The following is a 21,560-nucleotide window of genomic DNA, read 5'->3' on the forward strand; positions in this document are numbered from 1 at the left end:
TCGCCGGCTGTTCCTGCGCCGCGGCCGCCGCTGGCGAGGCCGCGGCCAGCGTCGTCAGCGCGGCCAGCGCCACGCGCACGGGCCGCAAGGGAAAAGGACGACGAACGATTCGCATGGGCACGCGGCTCTCCTGCATGGCGCGGTGGATGGCGCGAACGCCGCGGGCGCGGCCACGGCCGAGCGCCTGTCCCTGGCGTCCACGCACACGGCGATGACCCGTGCGCGGCACGCGACCATCGTGTTGCGGGTTCCTGCATCTTGCCGAGCGGACGCGGCGCTGCCGTGCGGTGCCTGCACGTTCCCCAGCGCCATCGCCACGCGCCCCCTGTGCAGCCGGGTGTAACACGCGCTCGCAAAACCTGTCAACGCAGCGCCTTGACAGGAAAAAACCGGGAATCGAAGATCCTGGCGTCGGCGCGTGACATCCGCCGACCTTCTTTCTAGACAGTGGGTTCCCATGATCACGATGCGCGGCCTGTGCCTGTTGCTCGCCGCGGCGGCGAGCGGCGCCATCGCCACGGCACGCGCCACCGAGGCCATGCCGCTGCAGGCACAACCGGCGCAGTTGCAGGCCGCGCACTGGATCGCGCGGCTGCCGGCGGCGTCGCCGCCGCTGCTGGAGGCGACGCAGCGCGCCGCGTTCAACGCCCGGCTGCTGCGCGACGACCCGTCGATGCACGACCTGACGGCGCTGCCGACGCAACTGCCCGCCGCGCAGGTGCGCGCGCAGATCCTGGCGCTGTCGGCGCCGCCGACGCGCACGCTGTACGACAGCCAGGGCGGCATACTGGAAGCCGCGCGATTGCAGGCGCTGCAGCGCGCGCTGGCGCTGGACGCGCTGCCGGCGCAGGTGCAGCCGCGCTACGCGCTGGTGGTGCAACGCGCCGACCTGCGGCGCTTCCCGACCGCCGAGCGCGTGTTCAGCGACCGCGACGATCGCGACATCGACCGCTTCCAGGAATCGGCGCTCTATCCGGGCAGTGCAGTGGCGATCCTGCACGCCAGTGCCGATGGCCAGTGGCTGTTCGTGCTAGCGAACAATTACGCCGCGTGGATCGCCCGCGACCACCTTGCCGAGGGCGACCGCGCCAGCGTGCTCGCCTATGTGCAACGCACGCCGCGACTGCTGGTCACCGGCGCGCGCGCTGCCACCGTGTTCACCCCGGACCTGCCGGCCGCCTCGCAGGTGGCGCTGGACATGGGCAGCACGCTGCCGCTGTTGCGCGACTGGCCGCCACAGAACGTGGTCAACGGCCAGTCGCCGCTGGCCGCCCACGTGGTGCAGCTACCGCTGCGCGACCGCGACGGACGCCTGCACCTGGTGCCGGCGCTGATACCGCGCAGCGCCGACGTCGCCGAGGCGCCGCTGCCGGCCACGCCGCAGATGCTGCTGCAGCAGGCGTTCAAGTTCCTCGGCGAACGCTACGGCTGGGGCAACAGTTACGACGCGCGCGACTGCAGCGGCTTCGTCGTCGACCTGCATCGCAGCCTCGGCATCGAGTTGCCGCGCAACACCGGCGACCAGGCGCGCAGCCCCGCACTGATGTCGGTGCCCTACACCGCCAGCGACCCGCTGCCGCAGCGGCGGCAGGCATTGGCGCAACTGCGCGTCGGCGACCTGGTCTATATCCCCGGCCACGTGATGCTGGTGATCGGCCACGAAGACGGCCAGACCTGGGTGATCCACGACGTGGCCGGCGCCAGCTACCGCAACGCCGCCGGCCAGCTGCAGCGCGTGCGCCTCAACGGCGTGTCGGTGACGCCGCTGGAACCGCTGCTGCTCGGCGACGGCACGCCGTTCATCGACCGCATCACCCGCATCCAGCGCCTGCGCGCACCGACCGCCGAATGAAGATCACCGAGATCCGCCTGGGCATGCTGCGCGTGCCGCTGAAGACCCCGTTCAAGACCGCGCTGCGCACCGTGCAGGCGATCGAGGACGTGGTGGTCATGGTCCACACCGACGATGGCCGGATCGGCCATGGCAGCGCCCCGGCCACGCCGCCGATCACCGGCGACACCCATGGAGCGATCATCGCGGCGATCGAGCGCTGCCTGGCACCGCGCCTGATCGGCGAGGACATCGCCGACCTGCAGCGCCTGCGCGGCCTGATCCAGGGCGCGCTGGAACACAACAGCAGCGCCAAGGCGGCGCTGGAGGTCGCCGTGCACGACCTGTGGGCGCAGCTGCATGGTGCGCCGCTGTACCGCCTGCTTGGCGGTGGCACGCCGCACCTGAGCACCGACCTCACCATCAGCGTGAATACAGTGGACACGATGGTGGCCGACGCGCTGTCGGCGCTGGCGCGCGGCTTCGTGGCGCTGAAGATCAAGATTGGCACCGATCTGGCCGAGGACATCGCACGGGTCAAGGCGATCCACGCCGCGGTCGGCGATCGCGCGCAACTGCGGCTGGACGCCAACCAGGGCTGGACGCCGAAGCAGGCGGTGCAGGCGATGCACGCACTGGAACATGCCGGGGTCACGCTGGAACTGCTGGAGCAGCCGGTCAAGGCTGGCGACGTGGACGGCCTGCAGTACGTAACCGAGCGCGTGCAGACTCCGGTGATGGCGGACGAGAGCGTGTTCTCGCCGGCGCAGGCGATCGCGCTGCTGCAGCGGCGCGCGGCGGACATCGTCAACATCAAGCTGATCAAGGCCGGCGGCCTGTCCAACGCGCTGCGCATCGCCGATATCGCGGCGGTGTACGGGGTGCCGTGCATGATCGGCTGCATGCTCGAATCGAGCATCGGTGTGGCCGCGGCGGCGCACCTGGCGGTGGCGCGCGCGGACGTCATCACCAAGGTCGACCTGGACGGGCCGTCGCTGGGGGTGTTCGATCCGGTGGTCGGCGGGGTGCAGTTCGACGAGGCGCAGATCCGGATTGGCGATGCGCCGGGATTGGGGATTCGCGAAATCCAGGGGTTGGAGCTGTTGCCGCGATCGGTGTAATGGCGCCGCGCATGGCTGGCTGTCGCAATTGTGGGAGGGACTTCATTCCCGACTGCTGTCGCAATCGGTCATTGGATGGCTTCACTCGTCGCGACCGAAGTCGCTCCCACAGGGGTTTGCGGCGAGCCTGCCTGGTGCACGGTGGGAGGGACTTCAGTCCCGACGCATCGCGCCATCGGAACGCATAGCACTTCGCTCGCCTCGGCTGCATGGCAGCCGACGCTTAGAGGAGGCCAATGCGCCGCCCGCCAACTCCGCAGGCGGCGCAGCGTCACTAGACCACGGCCTTTCAGCCACCATAGGGATCGACCGTGCGAATGCTCCCGTCCGGCTCGACGTGCAGCGGCGTGCACTTGACCGAGCGCAGGTGGGTCACGCCGCCGGACAACAGGGCGTCGTGGTAGAACAGGTACCAGCGCCCCTGGAACGCGCAGACGGAGTGGTGCGTGGTCCAGCCCACTACCGGCTTCAACAGCACGCCGCGATAGGTGAACGGGCCATACGGACTGTCGCCGGTGGCATAGCACAGCAGATGCGTATCGCCGGTGGAATACGACAGGTAATACCGGCCCTGATCCTTGTGCAGCCACGGTCCCTCGAAGAAGCGGCGCGCGTGGTCGTCGGCGCGCAGCGGCTGGCCGTGTTCGTCGAGGATGACGATTTCGCGTGTGCGCTCCGCCAGCTGGGTCATGCCCGCGTCCAGCCGGGCGATGCGCGGGCCCAGTGCCGGCGCATCGCCCTCAGGCTCGACGTGCATCGCCTCAAAGCGGTCGTCGCGGTACTTCTGCAACTGCCCGCCCCAGATGCCGCCGAAGCACAGGTAGTGCGCGCCGTCGTCGTCCTCGAACACAGCCGGGTCGATCGAATAGGTGCCCGCGATCGGCTCGGGTTCGGCGGCGAACGGGCCTTCCGGGCGATCGGCCACCGCCACGCCGATGCGGAACAGACCCTGCGCGTCCTTGGCGGGGAAGTACAGGTAATAGCGCCCGTCGCGTGCCGCCGCATCCGGCGCCCACATCTGCCGGCTGGCCCAGGGCACATCGCGCACATGCAGGGCGACGCCGCAGTCGGTGACCGCGCCGTCCGGCGTGTCCATACGCAGCACGTGGTAGTCCTCCATGCCGAAGTGGCCGCCGTCGTCGTCGAACGGCGCGCCGCTGTCGATGTCGTGCGACGGATAGATGTACAGGCGCCCCTCGAACACATGGGCCGACGGATCGGCCGTGTAAATGTGGGTGACCAGTGGTTGCGAGACGGCGTGCGCCGCGAGATGGTCGAGGTCGCTGCCCTGGCGTCGCGCCTGCAGGTCGTGTTCGATGCGACGTTCCATGCGCTTGTCGATCCGGTAGAAGCACAGCAGCGCCACCGCGACCAGGAACGGAATGGCGCTGTAGACGCTCACGGTCAGGCGGATGCCGTCCACCACCGCCTGCGGCTGCTGCGGCGCGCCCGCCTGGTAGCCGTGGTGCGCGAGGATGCCGGCGACCAGCGCGCCGCCGATACTGAGCCCGATCTTCAGCCCGCACAGCATCGCCGAGAAGATGATCGCGGTGGCGCGGCGATGGTTCTTCCACTCGGAGTAGTCGGCGACGTCGGCGATCATCGCCCACAGCAAGGGGATGGTGATGCCGTAGCAGAAGCCGTGCAGCATGAAGGCGCCGAAGGCCACGCCGATCGCGGTAGGCGGCAGGACGTAGAACACCAGCAGGAACAGAGTGGAGACCAGCAGCGCGCCGCCAAAGGCATCGCGCTTGCCGAAGCGGTCGGCCAGTCGCCGCGAGAAGCCGATGCCCAGGATCATGCACAGGATGCCGCAGGCGTTGAACAGGCTGAACGCCGAGGTCGCCGCATCCTGCGGCCAGGTGAAGCCGGACAATCCCCAGCCGCCGAGCAGCGCATTCACACCGCCGATGAAGCCGTTGAAGCCGGAGGTGTCGAGAAAGCCCGCCAGCGCGGCCTCGCTCAGGTAGTACTGGAAATAGTAGATATAGGTGCCGCCCTTCAGCGCCAGGTTGACAAAGACCAGCACCGTCAGTGCGAGCATCACCTTCCAAGGCCGGTTGTGCAGCAGGTCGGACAGGTCCTGCAGCACGCCGGCGCTCTGTTCCTTGGCCGGGACGATGCGCTCGCGGGTGGTGGCGAAGGTGATCAGGAAGAACAGCGTGCCCACCACCGCGAACACCGTCATCAGGCGCTCGAAGCCGCGCACGTTGTCGCCGTCGCCCAGGATCAGCACCAGCGGCAGCAGCAGCACCTGGATGATGAACTGCGCGATCATCACCGCCACGAAGCGGTAGGCCGACAGGCTGTTGCGCTGGGTCATGTTGCCGGTGAGCACGCCGCTGAGCGCCGAGTACGGCAGGTTGTTGGCCGCGTACACCAGCATCAGCAGGCCATAGGTGGTCAACGCGTAGACGACCTTGCCGCGCGCGCCGAGCTCCGGCGTGCTGAAGGCCAGCAGCGACAGCACGCCGAACGGGATCGCCGTCCACAGGATCCACGGCCGGAACTTGCCCCAGCGGGTGGCCGTGCGGTCGGCGGCGATGCCGATCAGCGGGGTGAACACGAACGCGCCGAGCAGGCCGATCACGAAGATGATCGTCGCCGCCGTGGCGGCCGGCAATCGATACACGTCCGTGTAGAAGAAGGCCAAGTAGGTGATCAGCGTCTGGAAGATCAGGTTCGCCGCCAGGTCGCCCAGGCTGTAGCCCAGCTTCTCGCGCACCGACAGCGTGTGCGCGGCGGTCTCCGCACTGCGGGCCTCAGTCACGACGCGCCTCCACGGTGAAGCGCGCACGCACGCGGGCATCGGCGCTTGAACCGCCGATCCGTACTTCGTAGCTTCCTGCCGGCACGACGTAGGTGCCGCGCGCCTCGTCGTACTGGCGCAGCGCCTGCTGCGCGTCCAGTTCGAACGTCAGGGTCCGGCGTTCGCCCGGGGCCAGGCGCACGCGCTGGAAGCCGCGCAGTGCCTGCTGCGCATCGCCGGGCGCGGCTGCCAGCCGCCGCACGTACAGCTGCGCGACTTCGTCGCCGGCGCGCTTGCCGGTATTGGCCACCTCCACCTGCACCTTGAGGCGTCCGTCGTCGGCGATGCGCGGCGCATCCACGCGCAGCTTTCTGTAGTCGAAGCGCGTATACGACAGTCCGTGGCCGAACGGATACAGCGGCGTGCCGCGGAAGTAGCGGTAGGTGCGGCCTTCCATCGCGTAGTCGTCGAAGGCGGGCAGCGCCTGGTCCGCCCGGTAGAACGTCACCGGCAGGCGGCCGGCGGGATTGACCTCGCCGAACAGCGCCTGGCCCACCGCAGTGCCGCCGCGCTGCCCCGGATACCAGCTCATCAGGATCGCCGGCAGATGCGCCTGCGCCCAGTCCACCGCCAGCGCCGAGCCGCCGGTCAGCACCATCACCACCGGCGTGCCGGTGGCGTGCAGTGCTTCCAGCAGGGCGCGCTGCGGCGCCGGCAGGCGCAGGTCGGTGCGGTCGCCGCCGGCGAAGCCCGGGTAGTCGACCTTCATCTCTTCGCCCTCGACATCGCCGGTCAGGCCGCCGACGAACACCACCACATCCGCGTTGCGCGCGGCATCGAGCGCCTCGTCGAACGGCGGCTTCGCCCCGGGCATGCGCCAGCCCAGGCGCACGCTCGCGTCGCGCTCGGCGTCGTAGTACTCCAGCGTCACCGCATAGGCGCAGCCCGCCTGCAGGTCCAGGTCCACGCCGTCGGCGCGCATGCGGTCGCTGTCGGTCCAGTGATCCAGCACCAGCTTGCCGTCGACATAGAGGCGGAAGCCATCGTCGGCCGCCGCCTCGATCCGGTAGCGGCCCGAAACCGGCGGCAGCAACTGGCCGCTCCAGCGGATGCTGAAATGATCGTTGGGAATGCCCTGCCCCGGCCCCGCTTCGCCGCGGGCCAGCAGGTTGTCGGTCGGCGAACCGCGGTCCCAGCGGAAGCCGATCTGCGCGTCGGTGCGCACCAGCGCCGGCGTCCCCGACAGATCGGGCGTGCGGAAGTATTCGCCACGCAGGCCGCGTTCCGGGGAATCGGCCGAGGGCCGCAGATACGCCGCCTCGATCAGCGGCGTGGCGCTCGGATCGTCGCGCCCTTCGACCAGATCCACGCCGCGCGCGTAGCGCACCTCGATGCCCTTGGCTGCGTCGCGGATGCCCTGCAGGATGGTCACCGGCGCCGCCGGCGTGCCGAAGTAGTTGCCGAGCAAGGCCATGGTGTCGTCGGCGGTCGGGCCGACCACGGCGATGCGCTTGACCTCGCGCGACAGCGGCAGCACGCCATCGTTCTTCAGCAGCACCAGCGATTCCTGTGCGGCCTGCAGGGCCAGCGCATCGTGCGCGGGCGCCTGGTTCACCGAGGCGGGAATCCGCGCCCAGCGCACGCGCTCGGGCGGGTCGAACATGCCCAGTCGCATCCGCGCGGTGAACAGGCGCGTCACCGCGTCGTCGATCTCCGCTTCGCCGATCAGGCCCTGGCGTACCGCCGCCGGCAGCGTGGCGTATTCCTGGCCGCATTCCAGTTCGGTGCCGTTCTTGACCGCGAGCGCCGCGGCGGCCTCGCGGCTGGGCGCCAGATGGTGATGCTTCCAGATATCGACGATGGCCCAGCAGTCCGACACCACGTAGCCGGTGAAGCCCCAATCGCGGCGCAACACGTCGCGCAGCAGGAACTGGCTGGCGCTGGCGGACTCGCCGTATACGCGATTGTAGGCGCCCATCACCGCATCCACCTGGCCCTCCTTCACCAGCGCCTCGAACGCCGGCAGGTAGGTGTCGTAGAGGTCGCGCTTGCTGGGGCGCGCGTCGAAGTGGTGGCGGTCGGCCTCCGGGCCGCTGTGCACGGCGAAATGCTTGGCGGTGGCGTCGAGCTTGCGGTACACCGGGTCGTCGCCCTGCAATCCCTGCACGAAAGCCACGCCCATGCGCGCGGTGAGGTAGGGATCCTCGCCGTAGGTTTCCTGGCCGCGGCCCCAGCGCGGGTCGCGGAAGATGTTGATGTTCGGCGACCAGAAGGTCAGCCCCTCATAACGGCCATGCGCGCCTTCGCGCAGGAACTGGTGGTGCTTGGCGCGCGCCTCGTCGCTGATGGTGGTGGCCACCTGCCCCATCAACGGCACGTCGAAGGTGGCGGCCAGCCCGATGGCCTGCGGAAACACCGTAGCCTGCCCGGCCCGCGCCACGCCGTGCAGCGCTTCGTTCCACCAGTCGTAGGCCGGCACGCCCAGGCGCTCGATCGCCGGCGCGGCGTTCTGCATCTGCGCCGCTTTCTCCTCCAGGGTCATCTGCGCGACCAGCGCCGCCGCCCGGGCTTCGAAGCTGGCCGAGGTGTCCTGCCACGGCGTGGCGTCGACGGCGTCGGCGGCATGACCCACGCCGGCCAGCGCGGTGGCGGCGCACAGGGCCAACGTACGGAACAGGCGGCCGCGAACACCGCTGCGAAAGGAAGACCTGCGCGTCATCATCGTTTGCTCCTGGGGGCGCGCTCGTCGCGCGCGAAAGGACCGAGCAGGGCGCCCACGAAGCCGCCTGCACGATCCGTACTCAACACGGTTCCGTCGACGTCGTCGGCGAGGGTCTGCCAGCCCTGCCCCGTGCCGGCGTCGAACGCGAACGCATACGTGCCGGCGTCGCCGGCGATCTTCAAACGCAGCGACGTGGACGCGTCCACTTCGCGGCTGGCAATGGTTCTGGTCGCGCCCTTGCCCGCGCGCGCTTCGAGAAACACCGCCACGCGATCGCGGCCGAGACTGCGCACGCCGAGGAAATACCACCAGTCCTCGTTCTGGAACGCCGCAAGCCCCGCCGCCACGTCCGCCGCCGGCCGGGTCAGCGCGGTGCTGGCCTCGAACCGCAAATGCTGTTGGCGACGCCCCAGGAAGGCGGGATTGCGCAAGGTGTCCAGGTTCTCCGGCAGCGGATGCACGGCCAGGCTGCCCGGACGCGTGCGCAGGTCCGCCCAGTCCTGCCTGGGCACGCGCACGCGCAACCAGCCGCGGCCAAGCGTCGGCGCATCGAACTCATCGCGCTCGACGAAGTTGCCGGTGGACGGCGCCTGCGACGCCTCGCCCTGCATCCACGACGGCGCCTTGAACGCATACGGGATGGCCTGCCCGGCCGGCAGGATCACCGGCCAGCCGTCGCGCCACTGCACCGGCAGCAGGTAGGTCTCGCGCCCGGTGTTGTAGTGGCGCACGTCGTAGGTGCGGCTGGCCAGGAACACCGCCCACCACGAACCATCCGGCCCTTCCACCAGGTCCGCATGCCCGGCGTTGGCGATCGGCAGCGGCCTAGCGTCGGGCAGGTCGCGCTGAGTGAGGATCGGATTGCCCGCATACGGCTGGTAAGGCCCCCACACGTCGCGGCTGCGCAGCACCACCTGCGAATGCTGCGGCCCGGTGCCGCCCTCGGCATCGGAGAGGTAGTACCAGCCGTCGCGTTGATACAGATGCGGCCCCTCGATCCAGACCGGATTCTTTGCCGGCTCGACGCCACCGTCGATCAGCACTTTGCGCGGCCCCACCGGGGTGAAGGTCGCCAGGTCGAGTTGCTGCATCCAGATCGCGCGGTGGCCGTCGTAGCGCGGCGCGCCGGGCGGCACGTCGTTGTTGAGCAGGTAGACGCGGCCGTCGGCGTCGAAGAACAGCGACGGGTCGATGCCACCGATGCCCGTCAGCCAGTGCGGATCCGACCAGGGCCCGGCGGGATCGCGCGCGGTGGCGATGAAGTTGCCGCCGCTGTCCACGGCGGTGGTGACCACGTAGAACACCCCGTCGTGATAGGAAATGGCCGGCGCGAAGATGCCGCGCGACACGCTCAGGCCATCGAAGTCGACTTGCGTCGGCCGGTCGATCACGTTGCCGATCTGTTTCCAGTGCACCAGATCCACGCTCTCGAACACCGGGATGCCCGGGAAGTAGGTGAAGCTGGAATTGACCAGATAGAACCGCCCGTTCGCGCGCACGATGCTCGGGTCGGCGTGGAAACCGGCCAGGATCGGGTTGCGGTAATGCCCGGCCGGCAACGGCGCATCGAAGGCTGCGTCGCGCCCGGCGTAGTCGAACCAGTCGAAATAGACCGGCGGTGCGGGCGCGGCCCACAGCGGTTGCAGCGCAGCGGACAACAGCAGGACGGCCGTGGCGAGCAACGGGCGCATCAGGGAACTCCTTCGGAGAGTGAGAGCTCGAACGGTCCTGCCGGCGCACCGGAACTGTCGCGCAGCGTGCAGACCGGGCCGTCGGCCCAGCAGTAGCGCACGCGCGCGGCCGCGGCGGCGGCAGCGGCCTGGGGACTGCGCAGGACGACGGTGTGCCCGTCCAGCGCCGCGTCGGCATACGTGCAGTGTTGCGCCTGGGCATCGCAGAGCTCGAAGCCGATGGGGCCGCTCGCCCCGGTCGTGACCAGGCGGCCGTCGACGTCGTCGAACACGATGCGCACCCCGTCCTGCGTGCGCGTTGCCGTGCGGGGGATCGGGCCGGACGGCGCCAGTGCGCGTTCGCCATAGACCACGTGGCGCGCCACCCGCGCCAGGCGCCGTCCCAGTTCCTGCTTGTTCGGCGGATGGATGTCGTAGGCATCGCCGATGTCGATGGCCACCGCGAGGCCGCTGCACGCGTCTTCCGCGGCCACGCGGCGCTGCGCCTCGCGCACCTGCGCCCAGCCGCTCTCCACCGGGGCCTGCGGCGGCAGGCCGTAGCCGGCGAGCTGCACCACCAGCAGCGGCATCTTTGCGCCGAACTGCCGGCGCCAGTCGTCGCGCAAGCCGCGCAACCGCGTCGCGTAGGCGGCGCCGTCGCCGGTGTTGGATTCGCCCTGATACCACAGCATGCCGCGCAGCCCGTAACGCCCCAGCGGCGCGATCATGCCGTTGTACAGCGTCGACATACCGGAGGCCGCATGCCACGGCGCCAACGGCGGTGACTGCGGATCGGGCGCGACCCGGTACTGCCAATGCCGATCCAGGACGACGCGCGTGCCATCGGCCAATTCCACGGCATGCGCAGTGGCGGGGCCTGCCAGTCCGCCTTCGCCGTAGGTATCCAGCACGTTGACGACCACCGTGTTGGTGCCCGCCTTCAACAGGCCGGGCGCAAGCGCATACCGGCGTGGATCGCTCGGCGCGTTCTGGCTGCCCACGGCCACGCCGTTGACCCAGGTCATGTCGGTCTCGTCGACCGGCCCCAGCACCAGCCGTGCGCCCTGCGCCGCCTGCGCGGCGCTCAGGGTGACCTGGGTGCGGTACCAGACCATGCCGTTGTAGTCGGCGAGCGCGGGCACGCCCCAGCGCTCCCATGCCCCGAGCGCCGCCGGCGCGTCCTGCCACCCCGTGCTGTCAGCACCGGGTTGCCATGGCGTATCGCCCGGCCTGGCACCGGCGCGCGTGGTCCACCATTGCTGCCAATGCCGGCCCCAGCGCGCGCTCGCGGCGACGGGCTCGGTGGCGTACAGCGCCAGCACGTCCAGCGCCTCGTCCATGCCGCCCTGCGCACGCAACGCGTCGGCGCTGGTCCAGGCCTCGATCCGCGCGCCGCCCCAGGCCGCCTGGATCAGCCCCATCGGCACCTTGACCGTCTTCTGCAGCTCCCGCGCGAAGTAGAAGCACGCGGCCGAAAACTCGCGCACCGTGTCCGGCGCCGCGGGTTGCCACGCGACCGCAGCCGCGAACGCCTCCTGCGGCGCGACCGCCGCGGCCTTGGGCACGGTGAACAGACGGATGCTGGGCTCGGCGGCCGCAGCCAGTTCGCGGCTCGCATCCAGCGCGCGCCACACCGGCAGCTCCATGTTCGACTGCCCGGAACACAGCCACACATCGCCCACCAGCACATCGCGCACGACCTGGCGCGCCTGTCCCGCGCGCACCGTCATGTCGTAAGGACCGCCCGCGGCGACCGGCTTGAACGTGGCATGCCAGCGGCCGCCGGCATCGGCACGTGCGCTGACCGACTGCCGGGCGAAGGTCACCGACACCGTGGCACCCGGCGCGGCGTTCCCCCACACCGGCATCGGCCGGTCGCGCTGCAGCACGGCGTGATCCTGAAACAGCGCATGCAACAGCGGCGTCGCCGCGTCCTGCGCCACGCAGGGCGTGGCGCTGCACGCCAAGGCGGCCGCCAGCAACCAGCCCATCCACGTGGTCGGCTTCATCGTCCATCTCCCGGTGCGGAAGGAAACTGCAGCGCCTGGTACCAGGCCAACGGGTGCGGCGGCGCGGCTTCGCCCGCGGGCAACGGCCGTCCACTCACCGACTGGAAGTACGCCACGCTGGCATCGCGCCACCACTGCGCTTCGCGCAGCTGGATGCGCAGGAACGCCGCCACCTGCGCGTGCCGCTCGGCATCCACCTTGCCGCGCAGCCCATCCCAGGTGGCCTGCATGGTCTGCACCTGGCGCACGCCTTGCGTATAGCGGCCGACCAGTTCGTCCCACAACGGCCGTCCGGAGGCCATGCGGTGGTCCCACGGCACGTGGTGAAACCACAGCAGCAGCGACTCGGGCACCCGCGCCGGGTCGCCATACACGGCCGCCACGTCCGGCGCGTACTGGCTCACCGCATTGCTGCCATGCGCAGTGCGGTCGAAGCCGATGCCATTGCGGTCGGCGCGGTGGTAATACACTGCGGTCCAGTCCGCGCGTGGGCCGCCGTCCACCCAGGGGCCGGGGCCGTAGTGGTGGCCGCGTGCCATCAGGTGGTGCAGGCCCAGCGGGGTCATGTAGTTCACCGCCGCCTCGCGCGAGCCCATCATCATCCCCACGATCGGCTGCACCACCTCGGGCGCCGGCGAGAACGTCATCGCCGCCCAGTCCGAGGCGATGGCGCGGGCGGATTGGCGCGGATTCCAGGCGAGACGGCCGAAGGCGTACCAGTTGGCCTGGTCGAAGTGCGAGCCGCTCCAGGTGCGGTCGTTGCCGATGTTGGCGACGCCGGCGATGCCGGTCAGGGCATGGCCCTCCGATGTGCCATCCACCACGTCCGCCACCGTGGACCCCGCGCCGCGGGCATGGGTGTCGGACTGCAGCACTTCCTCGTACAGCGGCCCCAGGTAGACCAGGTGCGTGGCGAAGCCGAGGTACTCCTTGGTGATCTGCACCTCCAGCATCAGCGGCGTGCGCGGCATGGCGCCGAACAGCGGATGGAAGGGCTCGCGCGGCTGGAAATCGATGGGACCGTTCTTGACCTGCACGATCACGTTCGGGCGGAAGGCGCCGTCGAGGCCGACGAACTCGGTGTAGGCCTGCATGGCGCGGTCCACCGGCACGTCGTGGGCGTAGACGAAGGCCCGCCACATCACCACGCCGCCGTGCGGCCCCAGCGCATCGGCCAGCAGGTTGGCGCCGTCGGCGTGCGAACGGCCATAGTCCTGCGGGCCGGGCTGACCTTCCGAGTTGGCCTTGACCAGGAAGCCGCCGAAATCCGGAATGCGCGCATAGATCTCATCGGCCTTGTCGCGCCACCAGCGCTGCACGGCCGGGTCGTGCGGATCCGCGGTGTTCAATCCCCCCAGTTCGATCGGCGCGCTGAAGCGTGCGCTCAGGTAGACGCGGATGCCGTAGGGCCGGAACACGTCCGCCAGCGCCGCCGCCTTGTCGAGGTAGGCCGGCGCCAGGCTCTGCGCATTGGCGTTGACATTGTTGAGCACGGTGCCGTTGATGCCGATCGAGGCATTGGCGCGCGCGTAGTCGGTGTAACGCGGGTCGCGCCATTCCGGCAGGCTCTGCCAGTCCCACAGCGAGCGGCCCGCATAGCCGCGCTCGACGTGGCCGTCCAGGTCGTCCCAATGGTCGAGCACGCGCAGCCGGATCCGTGGCGACTCGCGCACCGCGAGCGCGTCGAGCGACGCGCCGGTCTGCAGCAGGCGCAGCAGATGGAACACGCCATACAGCACACCGATGTCCTGGCGTGCCGCCACCAGCAGCACCGCGTGCCCGTCGATGCGGGTGCGCTTGAGCAGGTAACCCTCCTCGCCCAACGACGCGATCTCCTCGCGGAACGGCGCGAGCGCTGGCGACGACTGCGGCGTGCCCAACACCACCGCGTGATCGCCGCTTGCGGCCACACGCGTCGCCGGGGCACGCCCCAGCAGGCCGGTGAGGCCACGCACCAGCTCGTCGCGCGCCACGCGCTGCGTCGGCGTCCGCGCCGGCGCCACCACCTCGGCCAGGCGCGCGGCGTCATCCGCACGTGCGGCGCCTTGTGAGGACAGGTACCGCAACCACAACGCAGCGCCATCCTCCGCATGCACGCTGCCCGCGCAGGCCATCAACGCCATGGCAGCACACGCCATCCACTGACACCGCATGACATGCGGACGGCGCCCAAGCGCCGCCAGCAAACCTTGTAAGCTGACGGCGTACCCGCGGCGCGGCAGCGTCAGGAACAACAAAGGGAACGCGTTTTGGACAAGCCGAAGAAAGCGGTCCGCCGCAAGACCAGCGGGGTGACGATCGACGAGGTGGCGGCCTTGGCCGGGGTTTCGCCGATGACGGTGTCGCGCGCGATCAACCAGGGCAAGGTGCGCGATGCCACCCGCGAGCGCGTGATGCGCGCGGTGCGGGAGCTGGGCTACACGCCCAACCTGGCCGCCAGTTCGCTGGCCGCCGCGCAGCACACCCGCATCGCCCTGATCTACACCAATCCCAGCGGCGCCTACCTGCGCGAGCTGCTGGTCGGCCTGCTGCGCGTCGCGTCCAACGCCGCCATCCAGTTGGTCATCCACTACTGGGAAGACCTGGACCCCGATGCCGAGCGCAAGGCCGCGCGTGCCCTGGGCGGGCGCGTGGATGGCGTGATCCTGCCGCCGCCGTTGTGCGAATCGCAGGCGGCGGTGAGCGAACTGGTGAAGGCCGGCATCCCGGTGATCGCGATCGCCGCCGGGCGCCTCAGCGACGCGATCTCCTGCGTGCGCATCGACGACTTCCATGCCGGCAAGGAGATGGCCGAACACCTGATCCAGCACGGCCACCGGCGCATCGGCTTCATCCGTGGGCGCCAGGACCTCAGCGCCAGTGCGCGGCGCTACGAGGGCTTCGTCACCGCGCTGCAGGAGGCCGGGCTGAAGGTCGAACCCGGCCTGGTCCAGCAGGGCGACTATACCTACCGCTCGGGGTTGGCCGCCGCCGAGAAGCTGCTGTCGCAGCGGCGGCCGCCGACCGCGATCTTCGCCAGCAACGACGACATGGGCGCGGCGGCGATCTCCGTGGCGCACCGGCGCGGCCTGGAAGTACCGCGCGATCTGTCGGTGGTCGGCTTCGACGACACCTCGGCCGCCACCACCGTGTGGCCGGAACTCACCACCATCCACCAACCGATCGCCTCGATGGCCGATGCCGCCATCGACATCCTGCTGCGCAGCATCCGCCGCAAGCGCGACGACGCACGCATGTCCAGCGACCACGTGGTCCCGCACCGGCTGGTGCTGCGTGGTTCGGTCGCCGGCCCACCCAAGGGGCGCTGACGCAGGACGCAGGCTCACGCGCTCGGGCATGCGACAGTGCTCTCCGCTTCGTTCAATGCGCCGAGCGCGACCCGCGACACCGACAGCGTCATCGCGCCCGCCGTGGTCAAAGCCCACGGACGATCCAGCTTGCTCAGATCCGCGCCGGCCGCCGCCAGGCACTTGAGCGGCACGCCCACGCGCTTCCACTGGCCGACCGGCAGGGCTGTCAGCGTCGGCCCGATCGCCACCCGCGCGGCGCAGCCGCTGCCGCAGCCGACCGCCAGCCACGCCTCGCCCTGCGGGGCGGCGTCCACGCGCAGCGTGGTCACCAGCATCAGGTCGCCATTGCTCTCGCGCTGCAGGTCCAGCGAGGTATGCGACTGCAGTGCGACCACCGCCTCGCGTCCGCCCGACCAGGCGAGGCGGCGGCCATCCTCCTGCGCCAGGTGGTCCACGCCGGTGACCTTGAGCAGCGCGCCCTCAAGCGATTCCGGCACGCGGGTGACGGTGACGCCCTGCCCGGTGCTGCCTTCCAGGCGCAGCGCCATGCCCGGGCCGGCCGCGCCGCGGACGAAGAACACGCCGGCCGCAGCTTCGTTGCCGGTGAGGCCGGAGACTTCCGGCAACCTGGCCAGGTTGCCATTGTCGGCATAGCGCAGGCCGTAGCCGAAGGCGAACAGCGGGTCGTAGCCCTGTTGCCCCACGTTGTTGGCGTATTGCGTGGCCGTGCGCGGCCAACTGAAGCTCAGCGTGCCCTTGAAGTCGTGCTGCACGCCGCCCTGCGCAGTGCGCAGCAACACGTCGGCGATACCCGCGCCTTCCGAGCCGGGCAGCCATGCCGCCACGAAGGCATCGGCCGCATTGAGTTCGCGGTTGACCCACAGCGGGCGCCCGCTGAGGAACACGGCAACCACGGGAATGCCGTCGGCCTTGAGCCGCTTGATCAGCGCCAGGTCGGTGTCATCGCCCGGCTTGTAGGCCAGGGTCGGCCGATCGCCCTGGAACTCCGCATACGGGTTCTCGCCGAACACCACCACCGCGACGTCCGGCTTGGTGGCGTACGTGCCGTCGACCGAAAGCACGGCCTCGCCGCCCGCGGCCTTGGCCTGCTGCGCGAAACCTTCGTAGATGGTGTCCGCATTCGGGAAGTCCTTGCGGGTGGTGCCGGTTCCCTGCCAGTTCAGCGTCCAGCCGCCGGCCTGCTTGCCGACGTCGTTGGCGCCGTCGCCGGCCACCAGGATGCGCTGCTTCGGCGACAGCGGCAGCACGCCGCCCTGGTTCTTCAACAGCACCAGCGACTCGCGCACCGCCTGCCGTGCCACCGCGCGATGCGCCGGCGCGCCGATCAGCGCGAACTGCCCACCGACCGCGCGCGCCGACGGCTTGCCCGCCTCGAACAGGCCCAGCCGCATCTTGACCCGCAGGATCCGGTGTACCGCATCGTCCAGGCGCTGTTGCGAGATGGTGCCGTTCTTCGCCGCCGCCAGCGTGGTGGTGTAGAAGCCCTTCCAACTGTCCGAGGCCATGGCCATGTCCAGGCCGGCATTGATGGTGGCCGGGCAATCGGTCGGCGTGCAGCCCTTGACCTGGCCGTGGCCGTTCCAGTCGCCGACCACGAAACCGCCGAAGTGCATGCGCCCCTTCAGCGCATCTGTCAGGTAGGCCTTGTGGCCGTGCATCTTTTCGCCGTTGACGCTGTTGAACGAGGCCATCGCGGTCTGCGCACCGGCGGCGATGGCCGGGGGATAGCCCGCGGCGTGGATGCGCACCAGCTCGGCTTCGCCGATTTTGGTGTCGCCCTGGTCGCGGCCGTCAGTGGTGCCGCCATCACCCAGGAAGTGCTTGACCGAGGCGATCACATGGCGACCATCGAGGAACGCGGGCGTACCCACCTTGCCCTGCAGCCCCTCGACCATCGCACCGGCGTAGCTGGCCACCACCTCGGGCGATTCGGAATAGCCCTCGTAGGTACGCCCCCAGCGGTCGTCCTGCGGCACCGCCACGGTCGGCGCGAAGGTCCACTCCATGCCGGTGGCACGGGTCTCCAGCGCGGTGATTTCGCCGATCCGGCGCAGCAACGCCGGGTTGCGGGTCGCGCCCAGGCCGATGTTGTGCGGAAACAGGGTGGCGCCGACGATGTTGCTCTGCCCGTGCACCGCATCGATGCCGAACAGCACCGGAATCGCCTTGCCGCCGTGCGAGGTGTCCATCGACGCCGCATAGAACGCATCGGCCAGCGCCAGCCATTCGGCCGGTGCGGCATCGTAGCGGCCGCCGGGATCGGAATTGCCGCCGGCCAGGATCGACCCCAACCGATAGGTGCGCACATCCTCCGGGGTGAGGCTGCCGATATCGCCCTGCACCAGTTGGCCAACCTTTTCCTCCACCGTCATGGTGGCGATCAGGTCGGTGAGGCGTTGTTCCAGCGCGGGATCCTCGGGCAGTGGCCAGGTCACGCTGGGCCAGGGGCTGGCCTCTGCCGTGGCAGGCGCCGCGGCCTGGACATCGCCCTTGCACACGGCAAGCGCGAGCAGCAGTGCGGCCAGCAACGCGCCGCTTTGGCGGGTGGAATCGGTGTCGGTCACGGCGCTGCTCCTTGCCGCCGCGCTCAGCGCAGCAGGTACTGGTTGATCAGGTTCTCGTAGCGCTCCTGGCGGCCGCTGATCTGCCGCGGCTCGCCGCCCTTCGCGCCCAATGCGGCGAGTTCAGCGAGGCCGAGCGCGCCGCGGGCGAAGTCCTGGCCGGCGCCGCTGTCGAAGCTGGCATAGCGCTCCCGGCGCCACTGCTCCCACGGCGAGTCGTTGAGCAGCGCATGGGCGACTTCCAGCCCGCGGGCGAACGCGTCCATGCCACCGATGTGGGCGATGAACAGATCCTCCAGCTCGGTAGACTCGCGGCGCACCTTGGCGTCGAAGTTCAGGCCGCCCTCCAGGCCGCCCTGGCGCAGCACCACCAGCATGGCGCCCACGGTGTCGTACAGGTCGGTCGGGAACTGGTCGGTATCCCAGCCGTTCTGCGCATTGCCGCGGTTGGCGTCGATGCTGCCCAGCAGGCCGTGGTCGGAGGCGACCTGCAGGTCGTGCTCGAAGGTGTGGCCGGACAGCGTGGCGTGGTTGGCCTCGATGTTGAGCTTGAAGTCCTTGTCCAGGCCGTGCTGCTTCAGGAAGCCCGCCACCGTCGCGCTGTCGAAGTCGTACTGGTGCTTCATCGGCTCCATCGGCTTGGGCTCGATCAGGAAGTTGCCCTTCAGGCCGATGCTGCGGCCGTAGTCGCGCGCCATGGTGAGGAAGCGCGCGAAGTGCTCGAGCTCGCGCTTCATCTGCGTGTTGACCAGCGAGGCATAGCCTTCGCGGCCGCCCCAGAACACGTAGTGCTCGCCGCCCAGTTCCACCGTCGCCTCCAGCGCCGCCTTCACCTGCACCGCGGCACGCGCCACCACGGCGAAATCGGGATTGGTCGCGGCACCGTTCATGTAGCGCGGATGCGAGAACAGATTGGCCGTGCCCCACAGCAGCTTCATGCCGGTCGCGTCCTGGCGCGCCTTGGCCAGGCCGACCATGTGCTTGAGGTTCTTCTCGTACTGCCCGGCATCGTCGGCGTCCGGCGCCAGGTCGATGTCGTGGAAGCACCAGTACGGCACGCCGAGCTTGGTGAAGAACTCGAACGCCGCATCCACTTTCGCCTCGGCGCTGGCCATCGGCGCGCCGACCTCCCACGGGAAATGGCGCGTGCCCGGGCCGAACGGATCCTGCCCGGCGTTGCAGAAGGTGTGCCAGTAGCAGACTGCAAAGCGCAGGTGATCCTGCATGGTCTTGCCGCCGACGACCTTGTTCGCGTCGTAGACCTTGAAGGCCAGCGGGTTGTCCGAGCCGCGGCCTTCGAAGGGGATGCGGCCGATGCCTGGGAAGTATTCCTTGGCGCCGATGAAAGGTTGGGTGTGCATGGTGCGGGTTCCTGTCGTGGTGGGAGGGCGTGCGAAACGGGCAATCAGCCGCGGAACAGCGGCAGGCAGGTGTCGAGATGGCGCAGGAAGCGCGCATAGGCCGCGGCATAGGCCTGGGTGCGCGCCGGATCCGGACGGGCGGACAGCTGCGGATCGACCGCCACATGCTGTTGCGCGATGTCGGCGATGGAAGCGGCATCGCCGCGTGCCAGGCCCACGGCCCACAGCGCCTGCAAGGCGGCGCCGAATGCCGCGCCCTCCGGCTGCATGGGCACGTCCACCGGCAGGCCGAACACATCGGCCACCAGTTGCCGCCACGCGCCGCTGTTGCTGCCGCCGCCGGTCAGCACGATGCGCTCGAAGTGCATGCCGGCACGCACGAAGTCGTCGAAACCGTACTTCAGGCTGTAGGTCGCCCCTTCCATCGCCGCGCGATAGAGGTGAGCCGGGGTCATGTTGCCCGTGTCCAGGCCCGCCAGCAGGCCCTTGCCCAACGGCAGGTCCGGCGTGCGCTCGCCGTTGAGGAACGGCAGCATCACCAGGCCGTCGGCACCGGGCGCGGTGGCGTGCAGATGCGCATCGCCGTCGCGTGTGCTGAAGCCGAACGCGGCGGCGACCTGTTCGGTCGCCACGGTGCAGTTCATCGTGCAGATCAGCGGCAGCCAGCCGCCGGTCGACGAGCAGAACGCGGCCCACGCACCGTCCGGGTCGACCACCGGCGTGTCGGAGTAGGCGAACAAGGTGCCCGAGGTGCCCAGGCTCATCGCCAGGCGACCGGGCACGACGCAGCCGGTGCCGATGGCCGCCATCATGTTGTCGCCGCCGCCGACGGCGACCTTCAGCGTCGCTGGCACGCCCAGCATGACAGCGGCGGACGGGTCGATGTCGAACAGGGCATCGGGTGCGGCCAGGCGCGGCAGGCAATCCGCCAGATCGCGCTGCGGATCGGTGGCACGCAGCAGCTCGGTCGACCAGGTGCGCGTGCGCACGTCCAGCCAGCCCGTGCCCGACGCGTCGCCGTACTCGCAGAAGCGCTGGCCGGTCAGCACGAAGTTGAGATAGTCGTGCGGCAGCAGGATCGTGGCGAGCCGCGCATAGGCCTCGGGCCGGTGCGTCCTGGTCCACGGCAGCTTGGAGGCGGTGTAGCCGGTCAGGATCGGGTTGCCCGCCAGCGCGATGGTGCGCGCCGCGCCGCCGAGCGCGTCCATGATCTGCACGCACTCGGCCGAGGTGCTGGTGTCGCACCACAGCTTGGCCGGCGCCAGCACCTCGCCTGCCGCATCGACCGGCACGAAGCCATGCTGCTGGCCGGACACCGCCAGCGCGGCGAGGCGCGAACGAAGCGCAGGATCGATGGCCTGGAAGCAGGCCTGCAGGGCCGCGACCCAGTCGGCGGGGTTTTGTTCACGGCTGCCATCGGCGGCGGAATGCAACTCCAGCGGCGCACTGCTGCTGGCCACGACGCTGCGCCTGACCGGGTCGTAGACCACGACCTTCAGGCTCTGCGTTCCCGCATCGATTCCGGCTACCAGTTCCCGTTCTTCCACGTCGTGCCGCCTTTTCGTTAGCGCTATCATTTTTGGACGACAGCGTATGTGCCGTTACGCCAGGGAAACGCTCCGTCGCCAGACCTCGGGCGACGCCTTGCAATAGCGTTCGATGAACTCCGCCTGCGACGGCATCGCCGCGCTGGCCTGCTGCAGCGGCTGCCGGATCCGCGTCAGCAGCGTGCGCAGATCCGCATCGCCGATGGCGGCGGCCAGCGGATGCGGCGGTCCCGGCTGGATGCCCTGCCCCAGCAACACGCTGGTCCAGGAGTCCACGCGGAACAGTTCGCCCGGGTCCTGCCAGGCGTGCGCCCGCTCGCGCCAGGCACGCAGCCGGATCGCCAGCGACTCGGGCAGCACCATCTCGCGGCAGGCTTTCCACATCGGCTCGTCGCGCTGGGTGGCGTGGTAGTGCAGGATGATGAAATCGCGCACGTGCTCCATCTCCTGGCGGCTGACCGTGTTGTACAGCTCCACCAGCGCCGGGCTGATGCCCTCGTGGGGAAACAGCTGGATCAGGCGCACCACCGCACTGATGGTCAGGTGGATGCTGGTCGATTCCAGCGGCTCGATGAAGCCGCTGGCCAGGCCCAGCGCCACCACGTTCCTGTTCCAGGCCTGCAGCCTGCGCCCGCTGCGAAACGGCACCAGCCACGGGTCGCGCAGCGGCGGGGGGGG

At 69.9% G+C, this 21,560-nt stretch carries 12 protein-coding genes and 1 pseudogene; 3 read left to right on the top strand and 10 right to left on the bottom strand.

Annotated features, from left to right (window positions below; genetic code table 11):
- The first annotated feature begins 457 nt into the window (after positions 1–457).
- Entirely contained in the window at positions 458–1,852 is a 1,395-nt protein-coding gene (locus D183_RS0108640) for an SH3 domain-containing protein (RefSeq protein WP_017908652.1), read from the top strand.
- Complete coding sequence (locus tag D183_RS0108645; RefSeq protein WP_017908653.1) at positions 1,849–2,952, top strand: dipeptide epimerase; 1,104 nt, start codon at positions 1,849–1,851, stop codon at positions 2,950–2,952. Before D183_RS0108640 ends, D183_RS0108645 begins: the two co-directional genes overlap by 4 nt.
- Positions 2,953–3,241: 289 nt before the next feature.
- On the opposite strand, the gene D183_RS27985 is transcribed toward D183_RS0108645, so the two are convergent.
- The 6 genes and pseudogenes from D183_RS27985 to D183_RS0108670 all read right to left on the bottom strand — a co-directional run bounded on the left by D183_RS27985 (position 3,242) and on the right by D183_RS0108670 (position 14,240).
- A complete protein-coding gene (locus tag D183_RS27985; protein ID WP_343122558.1) occupies positions 3,242–4,258 on the bottom strand; it encodes a glycoside hydrolase family 43 protein in 1,017 nt (338 codons plus the stop codon).
- A pseudogene (locus tag D183_RS27990) lies at positions 4,232–5,761 on the bottom strand (MFS transporter); the annotation flags it as partial. The pseudogene D183_RS27990 and the gene D183_RS27985, both read right to left, overlap by 27 nt.
- A complete protein-coding gene (locus D183_RS0108655; RefSeq protein WP_441365478.1) occupies positions 5,715–8,420 on the bottom strand; it encodes a glycoside hydrolase family 3 C-terminal domain-containing protein in 2,706 nt (901 codons plus the stop codon). The gene D183_RS0108655 and the pseudogene D183_RS27990, both read right to left, overlap by 47 nt.
- Positions 8,420–10,114, bottom strand: coding sequence for a glycoside hydrolase family 43 protein (locus D183_RS0108660; protein ID WP_017908656.1), 1,695 nt, complete (start codon positions 10,112–10,114; stop codon positions 8,420–8,422). Before D183_RS0108660 ends, D183_RS0108655 begins: the two co-directional genes overlap by 1 nt.
- Positions 10,114–12,102: a sialate O-acetylesterase gene (locus D183_RS0108665; RefSeq protein WP_017908657.1), complete on the bottom strand. Its 1,989-nt coding sequence runs from the start codon at positions 12,100–12,102 to the stop codon at positions 10,114–10,116. The genes D183_RS0108660 and D183_RS0108665 overlap by 1 nt, the downstream gene beginning before the upstream one ends.
- Entirely contained in the window at positions 12,099–14,240 is a 2,142-nt protein-coding gene (locus D183_RS0108670) for an alpha-glucuronidase family glycosyl hydrolase (RefSeq protein ID WP_026144312.1), read from the bottom strand. The genes D183_RS0108665 and D183_RS0108670 overlap by 4 nt, the downstream gene beginning before the upstream one ends.
- A 111-nt stretch (positions 14,241–14,351) precedes the next feature.
- Between D183_RS0108670 and D183_RS0108675 the strand changes: the two genes are divergently transcribed.
- Positions 14,352–15,410, top strand: coding sequence for a LacI family DNA-binding transcriptional regulator (locus D183_RS0108675; protein ID WP_017908659.1), 1,059 nt, complete (start codon positions 14,352–14,354; stop codon positions 15,408–15,410).
- 14 nt (positions 15,411–15,424) lie between these two features.
- On the opposite strand, the gene D183_RS0108680 is transcribed toward D183_RS0108675, so the two are convergent.
- The 4 genes from D183_RS0108680 to D183_RS0108695 form a co-directional block, all read right to left on the bottom strand.
- Positions 15,425–17,977 carry a glycoside hydrolase family 3 protein gene (locus D183_RS0108680; protein WP_026144313.1) on the bottom strand — a complete coding sequence of 851 codons (2,553 nt, stop codon included), beginning with the start codon at positions 17,975–17,977 and terminating at the stop codon, positions 15,425–15,427.
- A gap of 23 nt (positions 17,978–18,000) precedes the next feature.
- The gene (gene xylA / locus D183_RS0108685; RefSeq protein ID WP_017908661.1) at positions 18,001–19,335 is read right to left on the bottom strand and encodes a xylose isomerase; all 1,335 of its coding nucleotides are present in this window, start codon (positions 19,333–19,335) and stop codon (positions 18,001–18,003) included.
- Between the two features lie 44 nt (positions 19,336–19,379).
- The gene (gene xylB / locus D183_RS0108690; protein WP_017908662.1) at positions 19,380–20,882 is read right to left on the bottom strand and encodes a xylulokinase; all 1,503 of its coding nucleotides are present in this window, start codon (positions 20,880–20,882) and stop codon (positions 19,380–19,382) included.
- 54 nt (positions 20,883–20,936) lie between these two features.
- A partial coding sequence (locus D183_RS0108695; protein ID WP_017908663.1) for a tryptophan 7-halogenase occupies positions 20,937–21,560 on the bottom strand: 624 nt, incomplete at its 5' end.

Origin of the sequence: Xanthomonas sp. SHU 199 (assembly GCF_000364665.1) — a bacterium.
GTDB classification, from domain to species: Bacteria; Pseudomonadota; Gammaproteobacteria; order Xanthomonadales; family Xanthomonadaceae; genus Xanthomonas_A; species Xanthomonas_A sontii.

Bases quoted from the DNA above. Each gene is read 5' to 3' on its own strand.
- xylA (WP_017908661.1), bottom strand. From the start codon at position 19,335: ATGCACACCCAACCTTTCATCGGCGCCAAGGAATACTTCCCAGGCATC.
- D183_RS0108665 (WP_017908657.1), bottom strand. From the start codon at position 12,102: ATGAAGCCGACCACGTGGATGGGCTGGTTGCTGGCGGCCGCCTTGGCG.
- D183_RS0108670 (WP_026144312.1), bottom strand. From the start codon at position 14,240: ATGGCGTGTGCTGCCATGGCGTTGATGGCCTGCGCGGGCAGCGTGCAT.
- D183_RS0108640 (WP_017908652.1), top strand. From the start codon at position 458: ATGATCACGATGCGCGGCCTGTGCCTGTTGCTCGCCGCGGCGGCGAGC.
- D183_RS0108660 (WP_017908656.1), bottom strand. From the start codon at position 10,114: ATGCGCCCGTTGCTCGCCACGGCCGTCCTGCTGTTGTCCGCTGCGCTG.
- D183_RS0108645 (WP_017908653.1), top strand. From the start codon at position 1,849: ATGAAGATCACCGAGATCCGCCTGGGCATGCTGCGCGTGCCGCTGAAG.
- D183_RS0108655 (WP_441365478.1), bottom strand. From the start codon at position 8,420: ATGACGCGCAGGTCTTCCTTTCGCAGCGGTGTTCGCGGCCGCCTGTTC.